Origin of the sequence: Pseudomonas sp. (genome assembly GCF_026224925.1) — a bacterium.
Classification (GTDB): domain Bacteria; phylum Pseudomonadota; class Gammaproteobacteria; order Pseudomonadales; family Pseudomonadaceae; genus Aquipseudomonas.
Map to the genome: position 1 here is coordinate 1 of NZ_JAMFRV010000092.1, position 15,012 is coordinate 15,012.

At 55.6% G+C, this 15,012-nt stretch carries 17 protein-coding genes and 1 tRNA gene; 14 read left to right on the top strand and 4 right to left on the bottom strand.

Annotated features, from left to right (window positions below; all coding sequences use genetic code 11):
• Positions 1-395: 395 nt before the first annotated feature.
• The 3 genes from M0974_RS04085 to M0974_RS04095 form a co-directional block, all read right to left on the bottom strand.
• Complete coding sequence (locus M0974_RS04085; protein WP_297833123.1) at positions 396-929, bottom strand: hypothetical protein; 534 nt, start codon at positions 927-929, stop codon at positions 396-398.
• Between the two features lie 5 nt (positions 930-934).
• Positions 935-1,501 carry a hypothetical protein gene (locus M0974_RS04090; protein ID WP_297833125.1) on the bottom strand — a complete coding sequence of 189 codons (567 nt, stop codon included), beginning with the start codon at positions 1,499-1,501 and terminating at the stop codon, positions 935-937.
• A gap of 599 nt (positions 1,502-2,100) precedes the next feature.
• Positions 2,101-2,185 (bottom strand) — tRNA-Leu (locus M0974_RS04095).
• A gap of 109 nt (positions 2,186-2,294) precedes the next feature.
• On the opposite strand from M0974_RS04095, the gene queA reads away from it, so the two are divergent.
• The 6 genes from queA to M0974_RS04125 all read left to right on the top strand — a co-directional run bounded on the left by queA (position 2,295) and on the right by M0974_RS04125 (position 8,416).
• Entirely contained in the window at positions 2,295-3,359 is a 1,065-nt protein-coding gene (gene queA / locus M0974_RS04100) for a tRNA preQ1(34) S-adenosylmethionine ribosyltransferase-isomerase QueA (protein ID WP_297833127.1), read from the top strand.
• Positions 3,360-3,373: 14 nt separating this feature from the next.
• Complete coding sequence (gene tgt / locus M0974_RS04105) at positions 3,374-4,489, top strand: tRNA guanosine(34) transglycosylase Tgt (RefSeq protein WP_297833153.1); 1,116 nt, start codon at positions 3,374-3,376, stop codon at positions 4,487-4,489.
• Positions 4,490-4,542: 53 nt separating this feature from the next.
• Positions 4,543-4,875 carry a preprotein translocase subunit YajC gene (yajC, locus tag M0974_RS04110; protein WP_297833129.1) on the top strand — a complete coding sequence of 111 codons (333 nt, stop codon included), beginning with the start codon at positions 4,543-4,545 and terminating at the stop codon, positions 4,873-4,875.
• Positions 4,876-4,938: 63 nt separating this feature from the next.
• Positions 4,939-6,807: a protein translocase subunit SecD gene (gene secD / locus M0974_RS04115; RefSeq protein ID WP_297833131.1), complete on the top strand. Its 1,869-nt coding sequence runs from the start codon at positions 4,939-4,941 to the stop codon at positions 6,805-6,807.
• Between the two features lie 9 nt (positions 6,808-6,816).
• Entirely contained in the window at positions 6,817-7,728 is a 912-nt protein-coding gene (secF, locus tag M0974_RS04120; protein ID WP_297833133.1) for a protein translocase subunit SecF, read from the top strand.
• A gap of 124 nt (positions 7,729-7,852) precedes the next feature.
• On the top strand, positions 7,853-8,416 hold the full coding sequence (locus M0974_RS04125; protein WP_297833135.1) for a glycine zipper 2TM domain-containing protein: 564 nt from the start codon (positions 7,853-7,855) through the stop codon (positions 8,414-8,416).
• Positions 8,417-8,652: 236 nt separating this feature from the next.
• On the opposite strand, the gene suhB is transcribed toward M0974_RS04125, so the two are convergent.
• The gene (gene suhB / locus M0974_RS04130) at positions 8,653-9,468 is read right to left on the bottom strand and encodes an inositol-phosphate phosphatase (RefSeq protein ID WP_297833137.1); all 816 of its coding nucleotides are present in this window, start codon (positions 9,466-9,468) and stop codon (positions 8,653-8,655) included.
• A 143-nt stretch (positions 9,469-9,611) separates the two neighbouring features.
• Between suhB and trmJ the strand changes: the two genes are divergently transcribed.
• The 8 genes from trmJ to M0974_RS04170 all read left to right on the top strand — a co-directional run.
• Positions 9,612-10,385 (top strand): tRNA (cytosine(32)/uridine(32)-2'-O)-methyltransferase TrmJ, encoded by a 774-nt coding sequence (gene trmJ, locus M0974_RS04135; RefSeq protein ID WP_297833139.1) that lies wholly within the window; start codon positions 9,612-9,614, stop codon positions 10,383-10,385.
• Positions 10,385-11,161: a serine O-acetyltransferase gene (gene cysE, locus M0974_RS04140; RefSeq protein WP_297833155.1), complete on the top strand. Its 777-nt coding sequence runs from the start codon at positions 10,385-10,387 to the stop codon at positions 11,159-11,161. The genes trmJ and cysE overlap by 1 nt, the downstream gene beginning before the upstream one ends.
• Before the next feature lie 164 nt (positions 11,162-11,325).
• Complete coding sequence (gene iscR / locus M0974_RS04145; RefSeq protein WP_297833141.1) at positions 11,326-11,817, top strand: Fe-S cluster assembly transcriptional regulator IscR; 492 nt, start codon at positions 11,326-11,328, stop codon at positions 11,815-11,817.
• A 44-nt stretch (positions 11,818-11,861) separates the two neighbouring features.
• A complete protein-coding gene (locus M0974_RS04150; RefSeq protein WP_297833143.1) occupies positions 11,862-13,076 on the top strand; it encodes an IscS subfamily cysteine desulfurase in 1,215 nt (404 codons plus the stop codon).
• Positions 13,077-13,123: 47 nt separating this feature from the next.
• Positions 13,124-13,510: a Fe-S cluster assembly scaffold IscU gene (iscU, locus tag M0974_RS04155; RefSeq protein WP_297833145.1), complete on the top strand. Its 387-nt coding sequence runs from the start codon at positions 13,124-13,126 to the stop codon at positions 13,508-13,510.
• A gap of 53 nt (positions 13,511-13,563) precedes the next feature.
• Complete coding sequence (gene iscA, locus M0974_RS04160; protein WP_297833147.1) at positions 13,564-13,887, top strand: iron-sulfur cluster assembly protein IscA; 324 nt, start codon at positions 13,564-13,566, stop codon at positions 13,885-13,887.
• Positions 13,888-13,895: 8 nt separating this feature from the next.
• Positions 13,896-14,417, top strand: coding sequence for a co-chaperone HscB (gene hscB, locus M0974_RS04165; RefSeq protein WP_297833149.1), 522 nt, complete (start codon positions 13,896-13,898; stop codon positions 14,415-14,417).
• Between the two features lie 44 nt (positions 14,418-14,461).
• The coding region (locus tag M0974_RS04170; protein ID WP_297833151.1) for an Hsp70 family protein at positions 14,462-15,012 on the top strand (551 nt) is incomplete at its 3' end.

Sequence of the window (15,012 nt, forward strand, 5' to 3'; positions counted from 1 at the left end):
GGGGGGGGGTCTTGGGTTGGGTGGGACGGCGTAGGGGCTGATGGTGGTTAGGCGAGGAGGGCTACCCGGATTTGGATCGCCGTGCCAGTTTCTTCGTTTCTACAGGTCGGTAGAGAGTCGTACTTCCTGCTATATGGTGCTGCGAGGGAGACACACGCTGTCTATATGGCACGTAGGTTTCATGGCGTTTTTCGGGGCACTCAATAGCTTTTATCTTTGCAAATGCTAATGAGTTCCTCTTGCGCAGATACCGGCGGCTGCCAAGCTCTGCACTACGTAAGGTCCCGCAGTTACGCGCTAAAACTTCAACTTAGATGTTGACTGTAGGCGGAACTCCTCGTGTAGGGGATTCGAGACGCTATTGAAATTCCGCAAACGTTGTTGGCCAATATATTCTATTTGAGTTGCGGTTCATTATTGTTCAGCGCGGCCTTGTTGATTATCTTGAGCTCCATAGTTGTATTTTTATCAAAAAGATAGGCTTTGGGGGGCACGAAGCTGGTGGTAGTTCCCTGTCCGGGAGTGGTCACAAGGATTTTACAACCACCCTCCTTACACGTCTCAGGGAAAACGAAGTCGCTCATGTCAAACGTGCTTGCGAAAGAATAGCCGGATTTCTTATCCGCCGAAGGGGGCACCGGCTCTGTCGTTTCGATTATTTGGACCACCTTAAGGGCATCGGCGATTTTAGTCAGGGCTGGGCAGCCGGGGATCAAACTATAAACGTCCCAAAAGCCCTTGCTGTACATGATGGCAGCATTTTTGTCATGTGCATCCAGAGCATGTCTAGTCCGCTCATATGACTTGCCGGCAATCGTGGTTGCCATGTCGCAATCCATACCTGCCGTCCGCACGTTGTCTTCGGCGCTGGCGGTCGTCACCATGGCAAGAGTGCCCATGATGAATAAGAGTGTGAATATGCTGTTCATAGTCATTACTCCCCTGCAGATTTTACTTTTTCAGCCTGCTTTGTGTCGCCGATAAGCTTTTTTAGCTCGGGGAGCGAGTCACTTGTTTCGTTACCAGTTTGAGCGATAGAGGGCGGAAGCGTCACCGAGGTTTGCGATGGCGAACTGTACGTTTGGGTCGAACGGGCGTACAAAGCGGCCACGATGATAACCCCTCCAATAAACACCCCGATGAGCCCTGGCGAATGGCTCGCCAGCATGGCAGAGACACTGCCCAACTCACTTTTAACTCCGCCTCTGGCTTGATTGGGCGTGGAGTGAGTGAAGAATGAAACGGCTAGCCCCCCAAATATAACGCCAGCACCAATTAACATCGCGAGCAGCCGTAAAAGTGTCGAGTTGATCAGCGCAAGTCCGGAAAAGGTAAAAACTAGGTCTGCATCTTTTTTACTGTCCACGATCCCGCTAGTGCGATAAATCGAGTACGCCACCAGTAAGATAAGCAGCCCACCCGCGATACCTAGGCCAATGGTTACGCCGCTCCAGATTCGCCGCTGCCACAGGGGGTCGATGCTTAGCGGGTGCGTGTCCATTGTTTGCTCCGCAGTTATACGAGTAGGTTGTTTACTAAGAGGGATATAATTGAGTAGCACCGAGAATATTTTCTAAGTTGATTAACCGTAGTGCTCGGGTTTGATTTAATTATGCCCCCTCCGATTGGGCTATAGGCAGCATCTACTCTGCCATGTAACAGGTCTGAGAGCGTCCGGTCTTTTGATGGCTTGTTGTTCTCAGCCGGCCTGCCGGTGATTAAATATAAAGGGTTCCAAACGGGCACCACAGTCGCTTGCCGTTGCGGCAGGGTTTGGCCGTTCAGTTCGAAGAAGTAGTCGCCCGAGGTTTCCGAGGAGCCTTGGAACCACCAAAGCAAGGCGCCAAACCCCGGACGACCTGGAATTACACGGATGGTTGTCGCCATCTTGTTCTCCATGGGCCATCTGAGCTACTCGTAAGAGTAGACGGCTTCCTAAAAAACGCTGCATCTCCCTATGCATTGAGCCAATAAAATGAGGCCATTTTTTTGGTGTCGCCGGAGCAAGTGACAAGCAAATCGCGCACACAAAAAAGCCCGCTTTCGCGGGCTTCTTGTGTATCTAATACAAGCCGGTAGAGACCTGTACTTCCTGCTATTTGGTGCCCCGAGGGAGACTCGAACTCCCACTCCTTTCGAAAACGGATTTTGAATCCGCCGCGTCTACCGATTCCGCCATCAGGGCTTGTTGGCGGCGGAGTATAGAGATGAGGTTACCGTTGGTCAACAACTGTTTCGTGGTGAATTTTAACTATTTCCGCTAGACTTTACGGCCCTGCTAAACGAACCCCATCATGCGCGTCGCTGACTTTACCTTCGAGCTCCCGGATTCATTGATCGCTCGCCATCCTTTGGCGCAGCGTAATGGCAGTCGTTTGTTGACCCTGGACGGGGTTAGCGGCGCGCTGGCTCATCGACAATTTACTGATTTGCTGGAGCATTTGCGCCCCGGTGACTTAATGGTGTTCAACAATACCCGGGTGATTCCGGCGCGGTTGTTCGGACAGAAGGCGTCTGGCGGCAAGCTGGAGATTCTGATCGAGCGCGTGCTGGACAGTCATCGGGTGTTGGCCCATGTGCGCTCCAGCAAGTCGCCGAAGCCGGGCTCGACGATTTTGATCGACGGTGGCGGCGAGGCTGAGATGCTGGCGCGGCACGACACGTTGTTCGAGCTGCGTTTTGCTGAAGAAGTGCTGCCGTTGCTGGATCGGGTCGGGCACATGCCGTTGCCCCCTTATATAGACCGTCCGGATGACGACGCCGACCGCGAGCGTTACCAGACTGTTTATGCCCAGCGTGCTGGCGCGGTGGCTGCACCGACGGCCGGGCTGCATTTCGATCAGCCGTTGATGGATGCCATTGCCGAGAAGGGCGTTTCGACCGCGTTCGTCACCTTGCACGTGGGTGCGGGTACGTTCCAGCCGGTGCGGGTGGAGCGTATCGAAGACCACCACATGCATAACGAATGGCTGGAAGTCAGCCAGGAAGTGGTGGATGCCGTGGCAGCCTGTCGCTTGCGCGGCGGTCGCGTGATTGCCGTGGGTACCACCAGCGTGCGTTCGCTTGAAAGCGCGGCGCGTGATGGGGTGTTGAAACCGTTCAGCGGTGACACCGACATCTTTATCTACCCTGGCCGGCCGTTTCACGTGGTCGATGCCTTGGTTACCAACTTTCATTTGCCGGAGTCCACGCTGTTGATGCTGGTTTCGGCATTCGCCGGTTACCCCGAAGCCATGGCTGCCTATGCGGCGGCGGTGGAGCATGGGTACCGCTTCTTTAGTTACGGGGATGCGATGTTCATTACGCGTAATCCCGCGCCGACCGGTCCAAAGGATCCGGCCACAGAGGATCAAGCATGAGTCGCACCAGTCGTATGTCGTTTGAGTTGCTGGCCACTGACGGCAAAGCACGTCGCGGTCGCATTACCTTCCCGCGTGGCGTAGTTGAAACCCCTGCGTTCATGCCGGTCGGCACTTACGGCACGGTGAAAGGCATGCTGCCACGGGACATCATCGCCACTGGCGCGCAGATGATTCTGGGTAATACTTTCCACCTGTGGCTGCGCCCAGGTACTGAAGTGATCAAGCGCCATGGCGACTTGCACGACTTCATGCAGTGGAGCGGCCCGATCCTGACCGACTCCGGTGGTTTTCAGGTGTTCAGCCTGGGTGCCATGCGCAAGATCAAGGAGGAGGGCGTGACGTTTGCCTCTCCGGTCGACGGCGCCAAAGTGTTCATGGGGCCGGAAGAGTCGATGCAGGTCCAGCGTGACCTGGGCTCCGACGTCGTGATGATCTTCGACGAATGCACGCCATACCCGGCCGACGAAGATGTTGCGCGGGTCTCCATGGAGTTGTCATTGCGTTGGGCCAAGCGCTCGAAAATCGCCCATGGCGACAACACTGCTGCGCTGTTCGGCATTGTTCAAGGCGGCATGCACCAGGATTTGCGCATGCGTTCGCTTGAAGGTCTGGACGAGATCGGTTTCGACGGCTTGGCCATTGGTGGCCTGTCGGTGGGTGAGCCCAAGCACGAGATGATCAAGGTACTGGATTACCTGCCAGGCCTGATGCCGGCTGACAAACCTCGTTACCTTATGGGCGTGGGCAAGCCAGAAGACTTGGTTGAAGGTGTGCGCCGCGGTATTGATATGTTCGATTGCGTGATGCCTACCCGCAACGCACGCAACGGCCATTTGTTCATCGATACCGGTGTGCTGAAAATCCGCAACGCGTTTCATCGTCATGACGATTCGTCACTGGATCCGACGTGCGACTGCTACACCTGTCAGAACTTCTCGCGTGCCTATTTGCATCACTTGGATAAGTGCGGAGAAATGCTGGGAAGTATGCTTAATACCATTCATAACTTGCGGCATTACCAGGTACTTATGGCTGGTTTGCGCGAGGCTATTCAACAGGGTACATTGGCCGCCTTTGTTGATGCCTTCTATGCCAAACGCGGGCTGCCAACGCCGCCGTTGGACTGATTGAGTTACTGGGTTTTTGCCGTTTTATCAAAATTTTGCAATTGGAGTGCTAAATGAGCTTTTTTATCCCTGCCGCTTTCGCGGACGCTGGAGCTGCCGCTGGTCCTGCTGGTTCGGGCTTTGAGTGGATTTTTCTGGTCGGCTTTCTGGTCATCTTCTATCTGATGATCTGGCGTCCACAGTCCAAGCGCGCTAAAGAACAAAAAAACCTGCTGGGTAATCTGCAGAAAGGCGACGAAGTCGTTACATCTGGTGGTATTGCCGGCAAGATCAACAAAGTGACCGACGACTTCGTGGTTATTGAAGTTTCCGACACCGTTGAATTGAAAATCCAGAAGGGCGCCATCGCCGCCACGTTGCCTAAAGGCACCTTGAAAGCGATCTAAGATTCAGTCTTTTACCAATCGACGGGGCGCGCAAGGCGCCCCGCGTTATAAGCGGGCGGCGTGATGCTGAACAAATACCCTCTGTGGAAATACGTACTGATCCTGGCGGTGCTGGCGATCGGTTTTATTTATTCCGCACCCAATCTCTACCCTGATGATCCGGCCATTCAGATCAGCGGCGCGAGCACTGCGTTGCAGGTTAACCAGGCTGACCTGGACCGCGTGAGCAAAGCGCTTACCGATGCGGGTATTGCGGTCAAAGGCGCCTCTCTGGCTGAGAATGGCAAGGGCGGTTTGTTACGTCTGAGCAAGCAAGAAGACCAACTGCCAGCCAAGGATGTCGTGCGCAAGGCGTTGGGCGATGACTATGTTGTTGCACTGAACCTGGCTCGGACGACGCCAAAATGGTTGCGTGGCGTGGGTGCAAGCCCGATGAAAATGGGTCTCGACTTGTCCGGTGGCGTGCACTTCCTGCTGGAAGTCGACATGGACAAGGCGCTGGATGCGCGTCTGAAAGTGTATGACGGCGAAGTCAAAACCTTGTTGCGCAAAGAGCGTTTGCGTTATCGCAGCCTGCCGCAGGTAGACAATGGAATCATGCTTGGTTTTGCTGATGCCGATACTCGCACGCAAGCCAGCACACTGATTCGCAAGAACAACAACGATTTCACCGTGACCACCAGCGAACGCGGCGATCAATTCGTACTGCGTCTGGCCATGACTCCGGCAAAAATTGCCGAGATTCGTGAATACTCGATCAAGCAGAACTTGACCACGGTGCGTAACCGAGTCAACGAACTGGGTGTTGCCGAACCGCTGGTTCAGCGTCAGGGCGCCAACCGTATTGTGGTTGAGCTGCCGGGCGTGCAAGACACCGCTGAAGCCAAGCGTATTCTGGGCAAAACGGCCAACCTTGAGTTCCGTTTGGGCGCAGGTCCCGACGATTCGAAAGCCACTACCGAGATGTTTGAGTTCCGTGAGGGCGGTCGCCCTGCGGCGCCAGTTGAGCGTGGCCTAATCATCACCGGTGATCAGGTGACTGACGCCAAGGCTGGCTTCGACGAACACGGTCGCCCGCAAGTGAACATCAAGCTTGATGGTCACGGCGGTGACTTGATGAGTCGTTCTACGCGCAGCAACGTCGGTCGCAGCATGGCTGTGATCTTCATCGAGCAGAAGCCTACGACGACTTACACCAAGCAGATGGTCGATGGCGTCGAAAAAGACGTGCCGGTTCAGACCTTCAAGGAAGAGAAGAAAATCATCAGCCTGGCGACTATCCAGTCGCCGCTGGGCAGTCAGTTCCGTATCACTGGCCTGAACGGTCAGGGTGAAGCTTCCGAGCTGGCATTGCTGCTGCGTGCTGGTGGTCTGGCTGCACCGATGTACTTCGCTGAAGAACGGACCATTGGTCCGAGCCTGGGCGCAGACAACATCACCAAGGGTATCCATGCGTCGCTGTGGGGCATGCTGTTTGTGTCGCTGTTCATCATGGCGATCTACCGTTTCTTCGGTTTGATTGCCACCGTCGCACTGGCCGTGAACATGGTCCTGCTGCTGGCGTTGATGTCCTTGCTGGGTGCGACGCTGACCCTCCCAGGTATTGCCGGTATCGTGCTGACCATGGGGATGGCGGTCGACGCCAACGTGCTGATCTTCTCGCGGATACGTGAAGAGATTGCCGCAGGCATGACCATACAGCGTGCTATCAGCGAAGGCTTCGGCCGTGCATTCACTGCGATCCTCGATGCCAACCTGACAACGTTGCTGGTTGGCGGCATTCTCTTTGCGATGGGCACCGGCCCGGTCAAAGGCTTTGCGGTGACTATGTCGCTCGGGATCTTTACCTCGATGTTCACGGCCATCATGGTGACCCGCGCAATGGTCAACCTGATCTTTGGCGGACGTGACTTCAAGAAGTTGTGGATTTAAGGGGCTGCCATGTTACGTACCATTAACTTTATGGGCGTTCGCAATATTGCGTTCGCTATCACCATGTTCCTTACGGCGCTGGCATTGTTCAGTTGCTTCCATAAAGGCTTGAACTACGGTTTGGACTTTACGGGCGGTACGCTCATTGAACTGACTTACGAGCACGCGGCAGACCTGCCGAAAGTGCGTAAAGAGTTGGTTGATGCGGGTTATCACGAAGCGATCGTCCAAAGCTTTGGCGCAACCACCGATTTGCTGGTGCGTATGCCTGGCGAAGACCCGCAGTTGGGTACTCAGGTTGCCGCAGTGCTGCGCCAGACCGGGGCTGATAACCCAGTTACCGTCAAGCGCGTAGAGTTTGTCGGTCCTCAGGTGGGTGAAGAGCTGCGCGACCAAGGCGGCCTCGGCATGCTGATGGCCTTGGGCGGCGTTCTGATCTACCTGGCGTTCCGCTTCCAGTGGAAGTTTGCCGTCGGCGCCATCGTCTCGTTGATTCACGACGTGGTGGTTACCGTGGGTATCCTCTCGTTCTTCCAGGTCACGTTTGACCTGACGGTGCTTGCTGCTGTGCTGGCAATCATCGGCTACTCACTGAACGACACTATTGTGGTATTCGACCGGGTTCGGGAAAACTTCCGAATTCTGCGTAAAGCGACGTTGATTGAGAACATCAACATCTCTACGACGCAGACACTGCTGCGGACTATGGCTACTTCGATCTCGACGTTGCTGGCGATCGTTGCGTTGTGGGTATTTGGCGGCGACAGCTTGCACGGTTTCTCCGTCGCACTGTTCATTGGTGTATTGGCGGGTACGTATTCGTCTATCTATATCGCCAACGTAGTGCTGATTTGGCTGAACCTTACTACCGATGACCTGATTCCGCCGGTAGTTGCTGACAAGGTTGATGATCGCCCGTAGAGGCAGCTGATTTAACCGAAAGGGCGTGAGTGTTGAACTCACGCCCTTTTTTGTACTCCAAGGCTGGGAGTAGCGTGGGACTTTTCCGCAATGGATACCGCGCAGTGAATGCCAGGAGGTTCAAGTGAATAAGTCGATGCTTGTCGGTACGGTATTGGGCGCTGTTGCCGTAACTGCCGGAGGTGCATTCGCCACCTATAGCTTGGTTAAAAGCGGACCTGAATATGCAGATGTGTTGGGTGTTCAACCCATCAAAGAACAGGTAAAAACGCCTCGTGAGGTCTGCAAGGAAGTTGCAGTTACCCGTCAGGCGCCGGTCAAGGACCAGCATCAGATATTGGGTAGCGTATTAGGTGCTGTAGCCGGTGGTCTGCTCGGTAACCAGGTAGGCGGCGGTAAAGGTAAAACTCTTGCTACGGTCGCCGGTGCGGCGGGTGGCGGATACGCTGGCAACCGAGTTCAGGCCGGCATGCAGGATCGCGATACTTACACCACCAATCAAACGCGGTGTAACACCGTCAATGACATCAGCGACAAGGTCGTGGGTTATGACGTGAAGTATCAGTTGGGCGGTAAAGTGGGTCAGGTTCGTATGGACCGTGATCCGGGCAATCAAATTCCGGTCAACAAACAAGGCCAACTGGTCTTGGGCCAAGATGCTCCAGCGCAACAAACTACCCAGCAATAAGTGGTTAGTTAACGAAAAAGCACCTTCGGGTGCTTTTTTTGGTTTTTGTGCAAATACCTCTGAATCAAACTGTGGGACCGAATTCATTCGGGAAGGCGTTGTGCCTGTCAACAGTGATGCCGGGTTTGAAATCTATTCCCGAATGAATTCGGTCCCACAGACCCCAATCTTCGCCAGGCACAAAAAAACCGGCAAGCGCCGGTTCTTTTAAGGTGCAGCTTGGTGCAGCGTAAAACTTAGCGTTTCAGCGCGGCAGGCAAGTGTGGTGCGATCGACGTCAGCACGGCTTTGAAGCATTTGGTGTTGCCGGCAACGATGTGGCCTTTCTCCAGGAAGTCGTGACCGCCTGTGAAGTCGCTCACCAGGCCGCCTGCTTCTTGGATCAGCAGAGCACCTGCAGCCATGTCCCACTCGGACAAGCCTGATTCCCAGAACGCGTCGAAACGACCGGCTGCAACATACGCGAGGTCGAGGCTGGCAGCACCTGCGCGACGGATGCCGGCAGTTTGGCCAACCAGGCTGCGGAACATGCCCAGGTAGTTTTCCAGGTTGTCCATTTGACCGTCGCGGAACGGGAAGCCAGTGCCGAGCAGCGCGCCTTCAAGGCTTTTACGCTGGCTGACGCGCAGACGACGACCATTGAGGGCGGCGCCACGGCCACGGCTGGCGGTGAATTCTTCCTGGCGAACCGGGTCCAGAACCACTGCGTGCTCAAGGCGACCGCGGTATTTGCAGGCGATGCTGACAGCGAAGTGCGGCACGCCGCGGACGAAGTTGGTGGTGCCGTCTAGTGGGTCGATGATCCACAGGTACTCGGTACCATCGCCGCTGCCTTCATGCAGGCCGCTTTCTTCGCCAAGGATGCCGTGGGTCGGATAGGCTTTGCGCAGGGCAGTAATGATGCTGTGCTCGGCAGCGCGATCGATTTCAGTGACGTAATCTTTCGCTTCTTTTTCGTCAACCTTGATGGTATCCAAGCGCTCGATGGAGCGGAAAATCAATTCACTGGCGCTGCGGGCGGCGCGCAGCGCGATATTCAGCATGGGCTGCATGGACGTTTCACCTAGGTCGTTAAAGAAAGCCGAACATTGTAGGGGCAGCGACCAATTATTTCCAGCGCGCATAGCGTCCATAGCGTTAATCGAGTCGGTTCTGTAAGATTTGCTCCCCTTTCTCCAGTCTGTGAGAGCTTGCATTGCTGCAAAATATTCGTGTTGTCCTGGTCGGGACCAGTCACCCCGGTAATATCGGCGGAGCTGCGCGTGCCATGAAAAACATGGGCATTTCGCGCTTGGTGCTGGTTGATCCTCTGGATTTCCCGTCCCACGAGGCCGAGGCGCGTGCGTCAGGTGCCAGCGATATTCTCGCGAATGCCCATGTGGTGGCGACGCTGGAAGAGGCCTTGGTCGGCTGCAATCTGGTGCTCGGCACCAGTGCCCGTGATCGACGGATCCCATGGCCGCTGCTTGACCCGCGTGAATGCGGAGTCATGGCGGCCGAGCAGGCCGCTCAAGGCGCAGAGATTGCCTTGGTGTTTGGTCGTGAGTATGCCGGCCTGACTAACGAAGAGTTGCAGCGCTGTCACTATCACGTGCACATCCCGTCCGACCCCGACTTCAGTTCGCTGAATCTCGGGGCTGCGGTGCAGGTGCTCTGCTACGAAGTGCGGATGTCATGGCTAGCAGCTCAAGGCCAGCCGACAAAGGTCGAGAAGGTCGAAGTGACCTCCACGCGCAGCTCGGAGCCGGTGACGATGGATGAGATGGAGCTGTTCTATGGTCATCTCGAAGCAACCTTGGTCGCTATCGGATTTCTTGATCCGGAAAATCCGCGTCACTTGATGGCGCGCATGCGACGTCTGTTTGGGCGCAGTCCGGTGTATCGTTCGGAAATGAATATTTTGCGCGGCATCCTGACTGAGACTCAGAAGGTTGCCCGCGGCGAGCCCCATAAACGGAAGGATCAATGATGTTCGAGCGCCTGCGAGAAGATATTCAAAGCGTATTCCACCGTGATCCGGCGGCACGCAACGCGTTCGAAGTGTTGACCTGCTACCCCGGCATGCACGCCATCTGGCTGCATCGGCTTTCGCGCTATTTATGGGATCTCGGCTGGAAATGGCCTGCTCGCGTCGTCTCGAACTTTGGGCGCTGGATGACCGGAATCGAGATCCATCCCGGCGCAACCATCGGCCGACGGTTTTTTATAGATCACGGCATGGGCATTGTTATCGGTGAAACCGCTGAGATCGGTGATGATGTGACGCTGTATCAAGGCGTCACGCTCGGCGGTACCAGCTGGAACAAGGGCAAGCGTCATCCGACCCTGGAGGCTGGTGTGGTGGTGGGGGCGGGCGCCAAGGTGCTAGGGCCGTTTACCGTAGGTGCAGGTGCCAAAGTCGGTTCCAATGCCGTGGTCACTAAAGCAGTGCCTGCGGGTGCGACAGTCGTGGGCATTCCGGGCCGAATCATCATCAAGTCCGACGATGAGGTGGAAGCCAAACGCAAAGCCATCGCCGAAAAGCTTGGTTTTGACGCCTACGGGGTCAGCGAAGACATGCCGGACCCGGTCGCCAAGGCCATTGGACAATTGCTCGACCACATTCAAGCGGTCGATGCGCGGCTCGAAAGCATGGGTGAAGCGCTCAATAAGCTTGGCAGCGACTACCGCGCCCAGGAGCTGCCAGCGTTGCGCGAAGAAGTGTTCGAGTGCGTAAAAGACTGCAGTGAAACCAAGGCAGGCTAACAGGCCGCCTTTGACCTAAGGCGCGTGCCAATGCGCCTTAGCATTTGGTATGATGCTGCCGCGGTTTTGCCGCTAATCCCGACTAATTTACTAGGTCTTATAGTTGACTTAAATACTCGGGAATAGCATAATCGCTCCTATTCCGAACCTCCGTGGTACATGCCATGCGACTGACTACAAAAGGCCGATACGCTGTAACAGCCATGCTTGACTTGGCGTTACATGCGCAGCGCGGGCCAGTGTCCCTGGCCGATATCTCAGAGCGGCAGGGTATATCCCTGTCCTATCTTGAACAGCTTTTCGCCAAACTGCGTCGCAGTAATCTGGTGTCGAGCGTGCGTGGCCCAGGTGGTGGTTACCAGCTGTCCCGCGACATGCAAGGCATTCAGGTCGCGCAGGTGATCGATGCGGTTAACGAATCGGTTGATGCGACACGTTGTCAGGGTCTGGGTGACTGCCACGCCGGTGACACCTGTCTGACCCACCATTTGTGGTGTGACCTCAGTCAACAGATCCACGAATTCCTTAGCGGTATAAGTCTGGCTGACCTTGTCACTCGCCGTGAGGTACAAGAAGTCGCTCAACGCCAGGACCTGCGTCGCAATGCGTGCAGAACACCGCAGCTGGATAAGATTGAAACGTCCGCCGTCGAATGACCGTAGATGCATAAGCGGCGCGCCTGCCTGATTGGAGATATTCAATGAAATTGCCGATTTACCTCGATTACTCCGCGACTACCCCAGTCGACCCGCGCGTTGCGCAGAAAATGAGCGAATGCTTGCTGGTTGTCGGTAACTTCGGTAACCCGGCATCGCGTTCCCACGTATTCGGCTGGAAAGCCGAAGAATCCGTAGAGAACGCACGTCGTCAGGTCGCTGATCTGGTAAATGCCGATCCACGTGAAATCGTCTGGACCTCCGGTGCCACCGAGTCCGACAACCTGGCGATCAAAGGTGTTGCTCACTTTTATGCCAGCAAAGGCAAGCACCTGATTACCTCCAAGATCGAGCACAAAGCGGTCCTGGACACCATGCGTCAACTGGAGCGTGAAGGTTTCGAAGTCACCTACATCGAGCCTCGCACAGACGGCCTGATCACTCCTGAGATGATCGAAGCGGAGTTGCGTGACGACACCATCCTGGTATCGGTCATGCACGTGAATAACGAAATCGGTACCATCAACGACATCGCGGCGATCGGTGAGCTGACCCGTTCACGCGGTGTGTTGTTCCACGTTGATGCTGCGCAATCGACTGGCAAAGTCGACATCGATCTGGCCAACCTCAAGGTTGATCTGATGTCGTTCTCTGCCCACAAAACCTACGGCCCTAAAGGCATCGGTGCACTTTACGTGAGCCGCAAACCGCGCGTTCGCCTAGAAGCGGCCATGCACGGTGGTGGTCATGAACGTGGCATGCGTTCCGGTACCCTGGCGACTCACCAGATCGTTGGTATGGGCGAAGCGTTCCATGTTGCCAAAGAAGACATGGCCGTTGAAAGCGTTCGCATCAAAGCCTTGAGCGATCGCTTCTTCAAGCAGGTCGAGCACCTTGAAGAGCTGTATGTCAACGGTAGCCAGATTGCCCGTGTACCGCACAACTTGAACCTGAGCTTCAACTACGTTGAAGGCGAGTCGCTGATCATGGCGCTCAAGGACCTGGCGGTTTCGTCCGGCTCCGCTTGCACCTCGGCGTCTCTTGAGCCTTCTTACGTACTGCGCGCCTTGGGCCGCAATGACGAATTGGCGCACAGCTCGATTCGCTTTACCTTCGGCCGCTTTACCACCGAAGAAGAAATTGACTACGCCGCGCAGAAAGTCTGTGAGGCCGTTACCAAGCTGCGTGCTCTGTCGCCGCTGTGGGACATGTTTAAAGACGGCGTCGACATCTCGAAGATCGAGTGGGCTGCGCACTGACAAGTCGCCGCAAAGAGCGACTTTCTGATGAGTGAGGATTAATTACCATGGCATATAGCGAAAAGGTCATTGACCACTACGAGAACCCGCGCAACGTCGGCAAGATGGACGCGGAAGATCCAGATGTTGGTACTGGTATGGTCGGCGCGCCGGCTTGCGGCGACGTAATGCGCCTGCAAATCAAGGTCAACGAACAGGGCATCATTGAAGACGCCAAGTTCAAGACTTACGGTTGCGGTTCGGCTATCGCCTCCAGCTCGCTGGCTACTGAGTGGATGAAGGGCAAAACTCTGGATGAAGCAGAGACCATCACCAACACTCACCTGGCTGAAGAGCTGGCGTTGCCGCCGGTAAAAATTCACTGCTCAGTACTCGCAGAAGACGCTATCAAAGCGGCGGTTCGCGATTACAAGCAGAAGAAAGGCTTGCTCTAATCCCTTTTGAGGGAAGAGCCTTTAACGAAGCTTGATTCAAGCAAGGAGTTTCGATGTCCATCAGCATGACAGAAGCTGCCGCCAAACACGTACGTCGCTCCCTTGATGGGCGCGGTAAAGGTGACGGGGTTCGTCTGGGTGTTCGCACCACGGGCTGCTCAGGTCTCGCTTACGTATTGGAATTCGTCGACGCGGCAGACAGTGAAGACACCGTGTTTGAATTGCACGGCGTTAAAGTGATCATCGACCCTAAAAGCCTGGTTTATCTCGATGGCACTGAACTCGATTTCGTCAAGGAAGGGTTGAACGAAGGATTCAAGTTCAACAATCCCAACTCGCGCGGTGAATGTGGCTGCGGCGAAAGCTTCAACATCTGAGGCTGATTGTGGGTACTCCTTGTCATTTCGCTTTATTCGAGCTCAAGCCTGGTTTCTGCTTGGATCTCGATCAGTTGGCCGTGCGCTACCGTGAATTGGCGCGCACCGTACACCCAGACCGTTTTGCTGATGCTTCCGAGCGTGAGCAGCGGCTGGCGGTTGAGCAATCAGCCAGTCTCAATGAAGCCTATCAAACGCTAAAAAACGCTCCTAAACGGGCGCGTTATTTGCTGACGTTGGGCGGCAATGAGATGCCGTTGGAAGTGACCGTGCAAGACCCCGAGTTTCTTTTGCAGCAGATGCAATGGCGCGAAGAGCTTGAGGATTTGCAGGATGACGCCGACTTGGCAGGTGTTGCGGTATTCAAGCGTCGGCTCAAGGTCGCTCAGGATCAACTGAACGAAAGCTTCGCTGCCTGTTGGGATGATGCTGCACAACGCGAGCAGGCCGAGCGCCTGATGCGACGTATGCAGTTTCTCGACAAGCTCACCTACGAAGTGCGCCAGCTAGAAGAGCGCCTCGACGACTAACCCCGTGCAGCTTTTGGCTGCGCGCCTGTGAAATTCTGATAAGCATGGCCCTACTGCAGATCGCCGAACCCGGCCAAAGTCCTCAACCCCACCAGCGTCGTCTGGCGGTTGGGATCGACTTGGGCACTACAAATTCGCTGGTCGCTGCATTGCGCAGTGGTCTTTCCGAGCCGCTGGCCGATGGTCAAGGGCAAGTCATCCTGCCGTCCGCCGTGCGCTACCACGCTGATCGGGTTGAAGTGGGGCAGAGCGCTAAAGACGCCGCCGCACTCGACCCGCTCAATACCGTGCTGTCAGTCAAGCGACTGATGGGCCGTGGCCTTTCTGACGTGAAGCAGCTAGGCGAGCAGTTGCCTTACCACTTCGTCGGTGGTGAGTCGCACATGCCTTTTATCGACACCGTCCAGGGCCCGAAAAGCCCTGTGCAAGTGTCGGCTGAAATTCTAAAGGTGCTGCGTCAGCGTGCTGAAGCGACATTAGGTGGCGAACTGGTTGGCGCGGTGATTACCGTTCCTGCCTATTTCGATGACGCTCAGCGTCAAGCCACCAAGGATGCCGCGCGGCTGGCCGGGCTGAATGTCCTGCGCTTGTTGAA

Excerpts from the sequence above, each read along its gene's own strand:
- iscR (WP_297833141.1), top strand. The coding sequence starts at position 11,326 with ATGCGACTGACTACAAAAGGCCGATACGCTGTAACAGCCATGCTTGAC.
- yajC (WP_297833129.1), top strand. The coding sequence starts at position 4,543 with ATGAGCTTTTTTATCCCTGCCGCTTTCGCGGACGCTGGAGCTGCCGCT.
- iscA (WP_297833147.1), top strand. The coding sequence starts at position 13,564 with ATGTCCATCAGCATGACAGAAGCTGCCGCCAAACACGTACGTCGCTCC.
- cysE (WP_297833155.1), top strand. The coding sequence starts at position 10,385 with ATGTTCGAGCGCCTGCGAGAAGATATTCAAAGCGTATTCCACCGTGAT.
- iscU (WP_297833145.1), top strand. The coding sequence starts at position 13,124 with ATGGCATATAGCGAAAAGGTCATTGACCACTACGAGAACCCGCGCAAC.
- suhB (WP_297833137.1), bottom strand. The coding sequence starts at position 9,468 with ATGCAGCCCATGCTGAATATCGCGCTGCGCGCCGCCCGCAGCGCCAGT.
- secD (WP_297833131.1), top strand. The coding sequence starts at position 4,939 with ATGCTGAACAAATACCCTCTGTGGAAATACGTACTGATCCTGGCGGTG.
- secF (WP_297833133.1), top strand. The coding sequence starts at position 6,817 with ATGTTACGTACCATTAACTTTATGGGCGTTCGCAATATTGCGTTCGCT.
- queA (WP_297833127.1), top strand. The coding sequence starts at position 2,295 with ATGCGCGTCGCTGACTTTACCTTCGAGCTCCCGGATTCATTGATCGCT.
- tgt (WP_297833153.1), top strand. The coding sequence starts at position 3,374 with ATGTCGTTTGAGTTGCTGGCCACTGACGGCAAAGCACGTCGCGGTCGC.
- M0974_RS04090 (WP_297833125.1), bottom strand. The coding sequence starts at position 1,501 with ATGGACACGCACCCGCTAAGCATCGACCCCCTGTGGCAGCGGCGAATC.
- M0974_RS04150 (WP_297833143.1), top strand. The coding sequence starts at position 11,862 with ATGAAATTGCCGATTTACCTCGATTACTCCGCGACTACCCCAGTCGAC.
- M0974_RS04085 (WP_297833123.1), bottom strand. The coding sequence starts at position 929 with ATGAACAGCATATTCACACTCTTATTCATCATGGGCACTCTTGCCATG.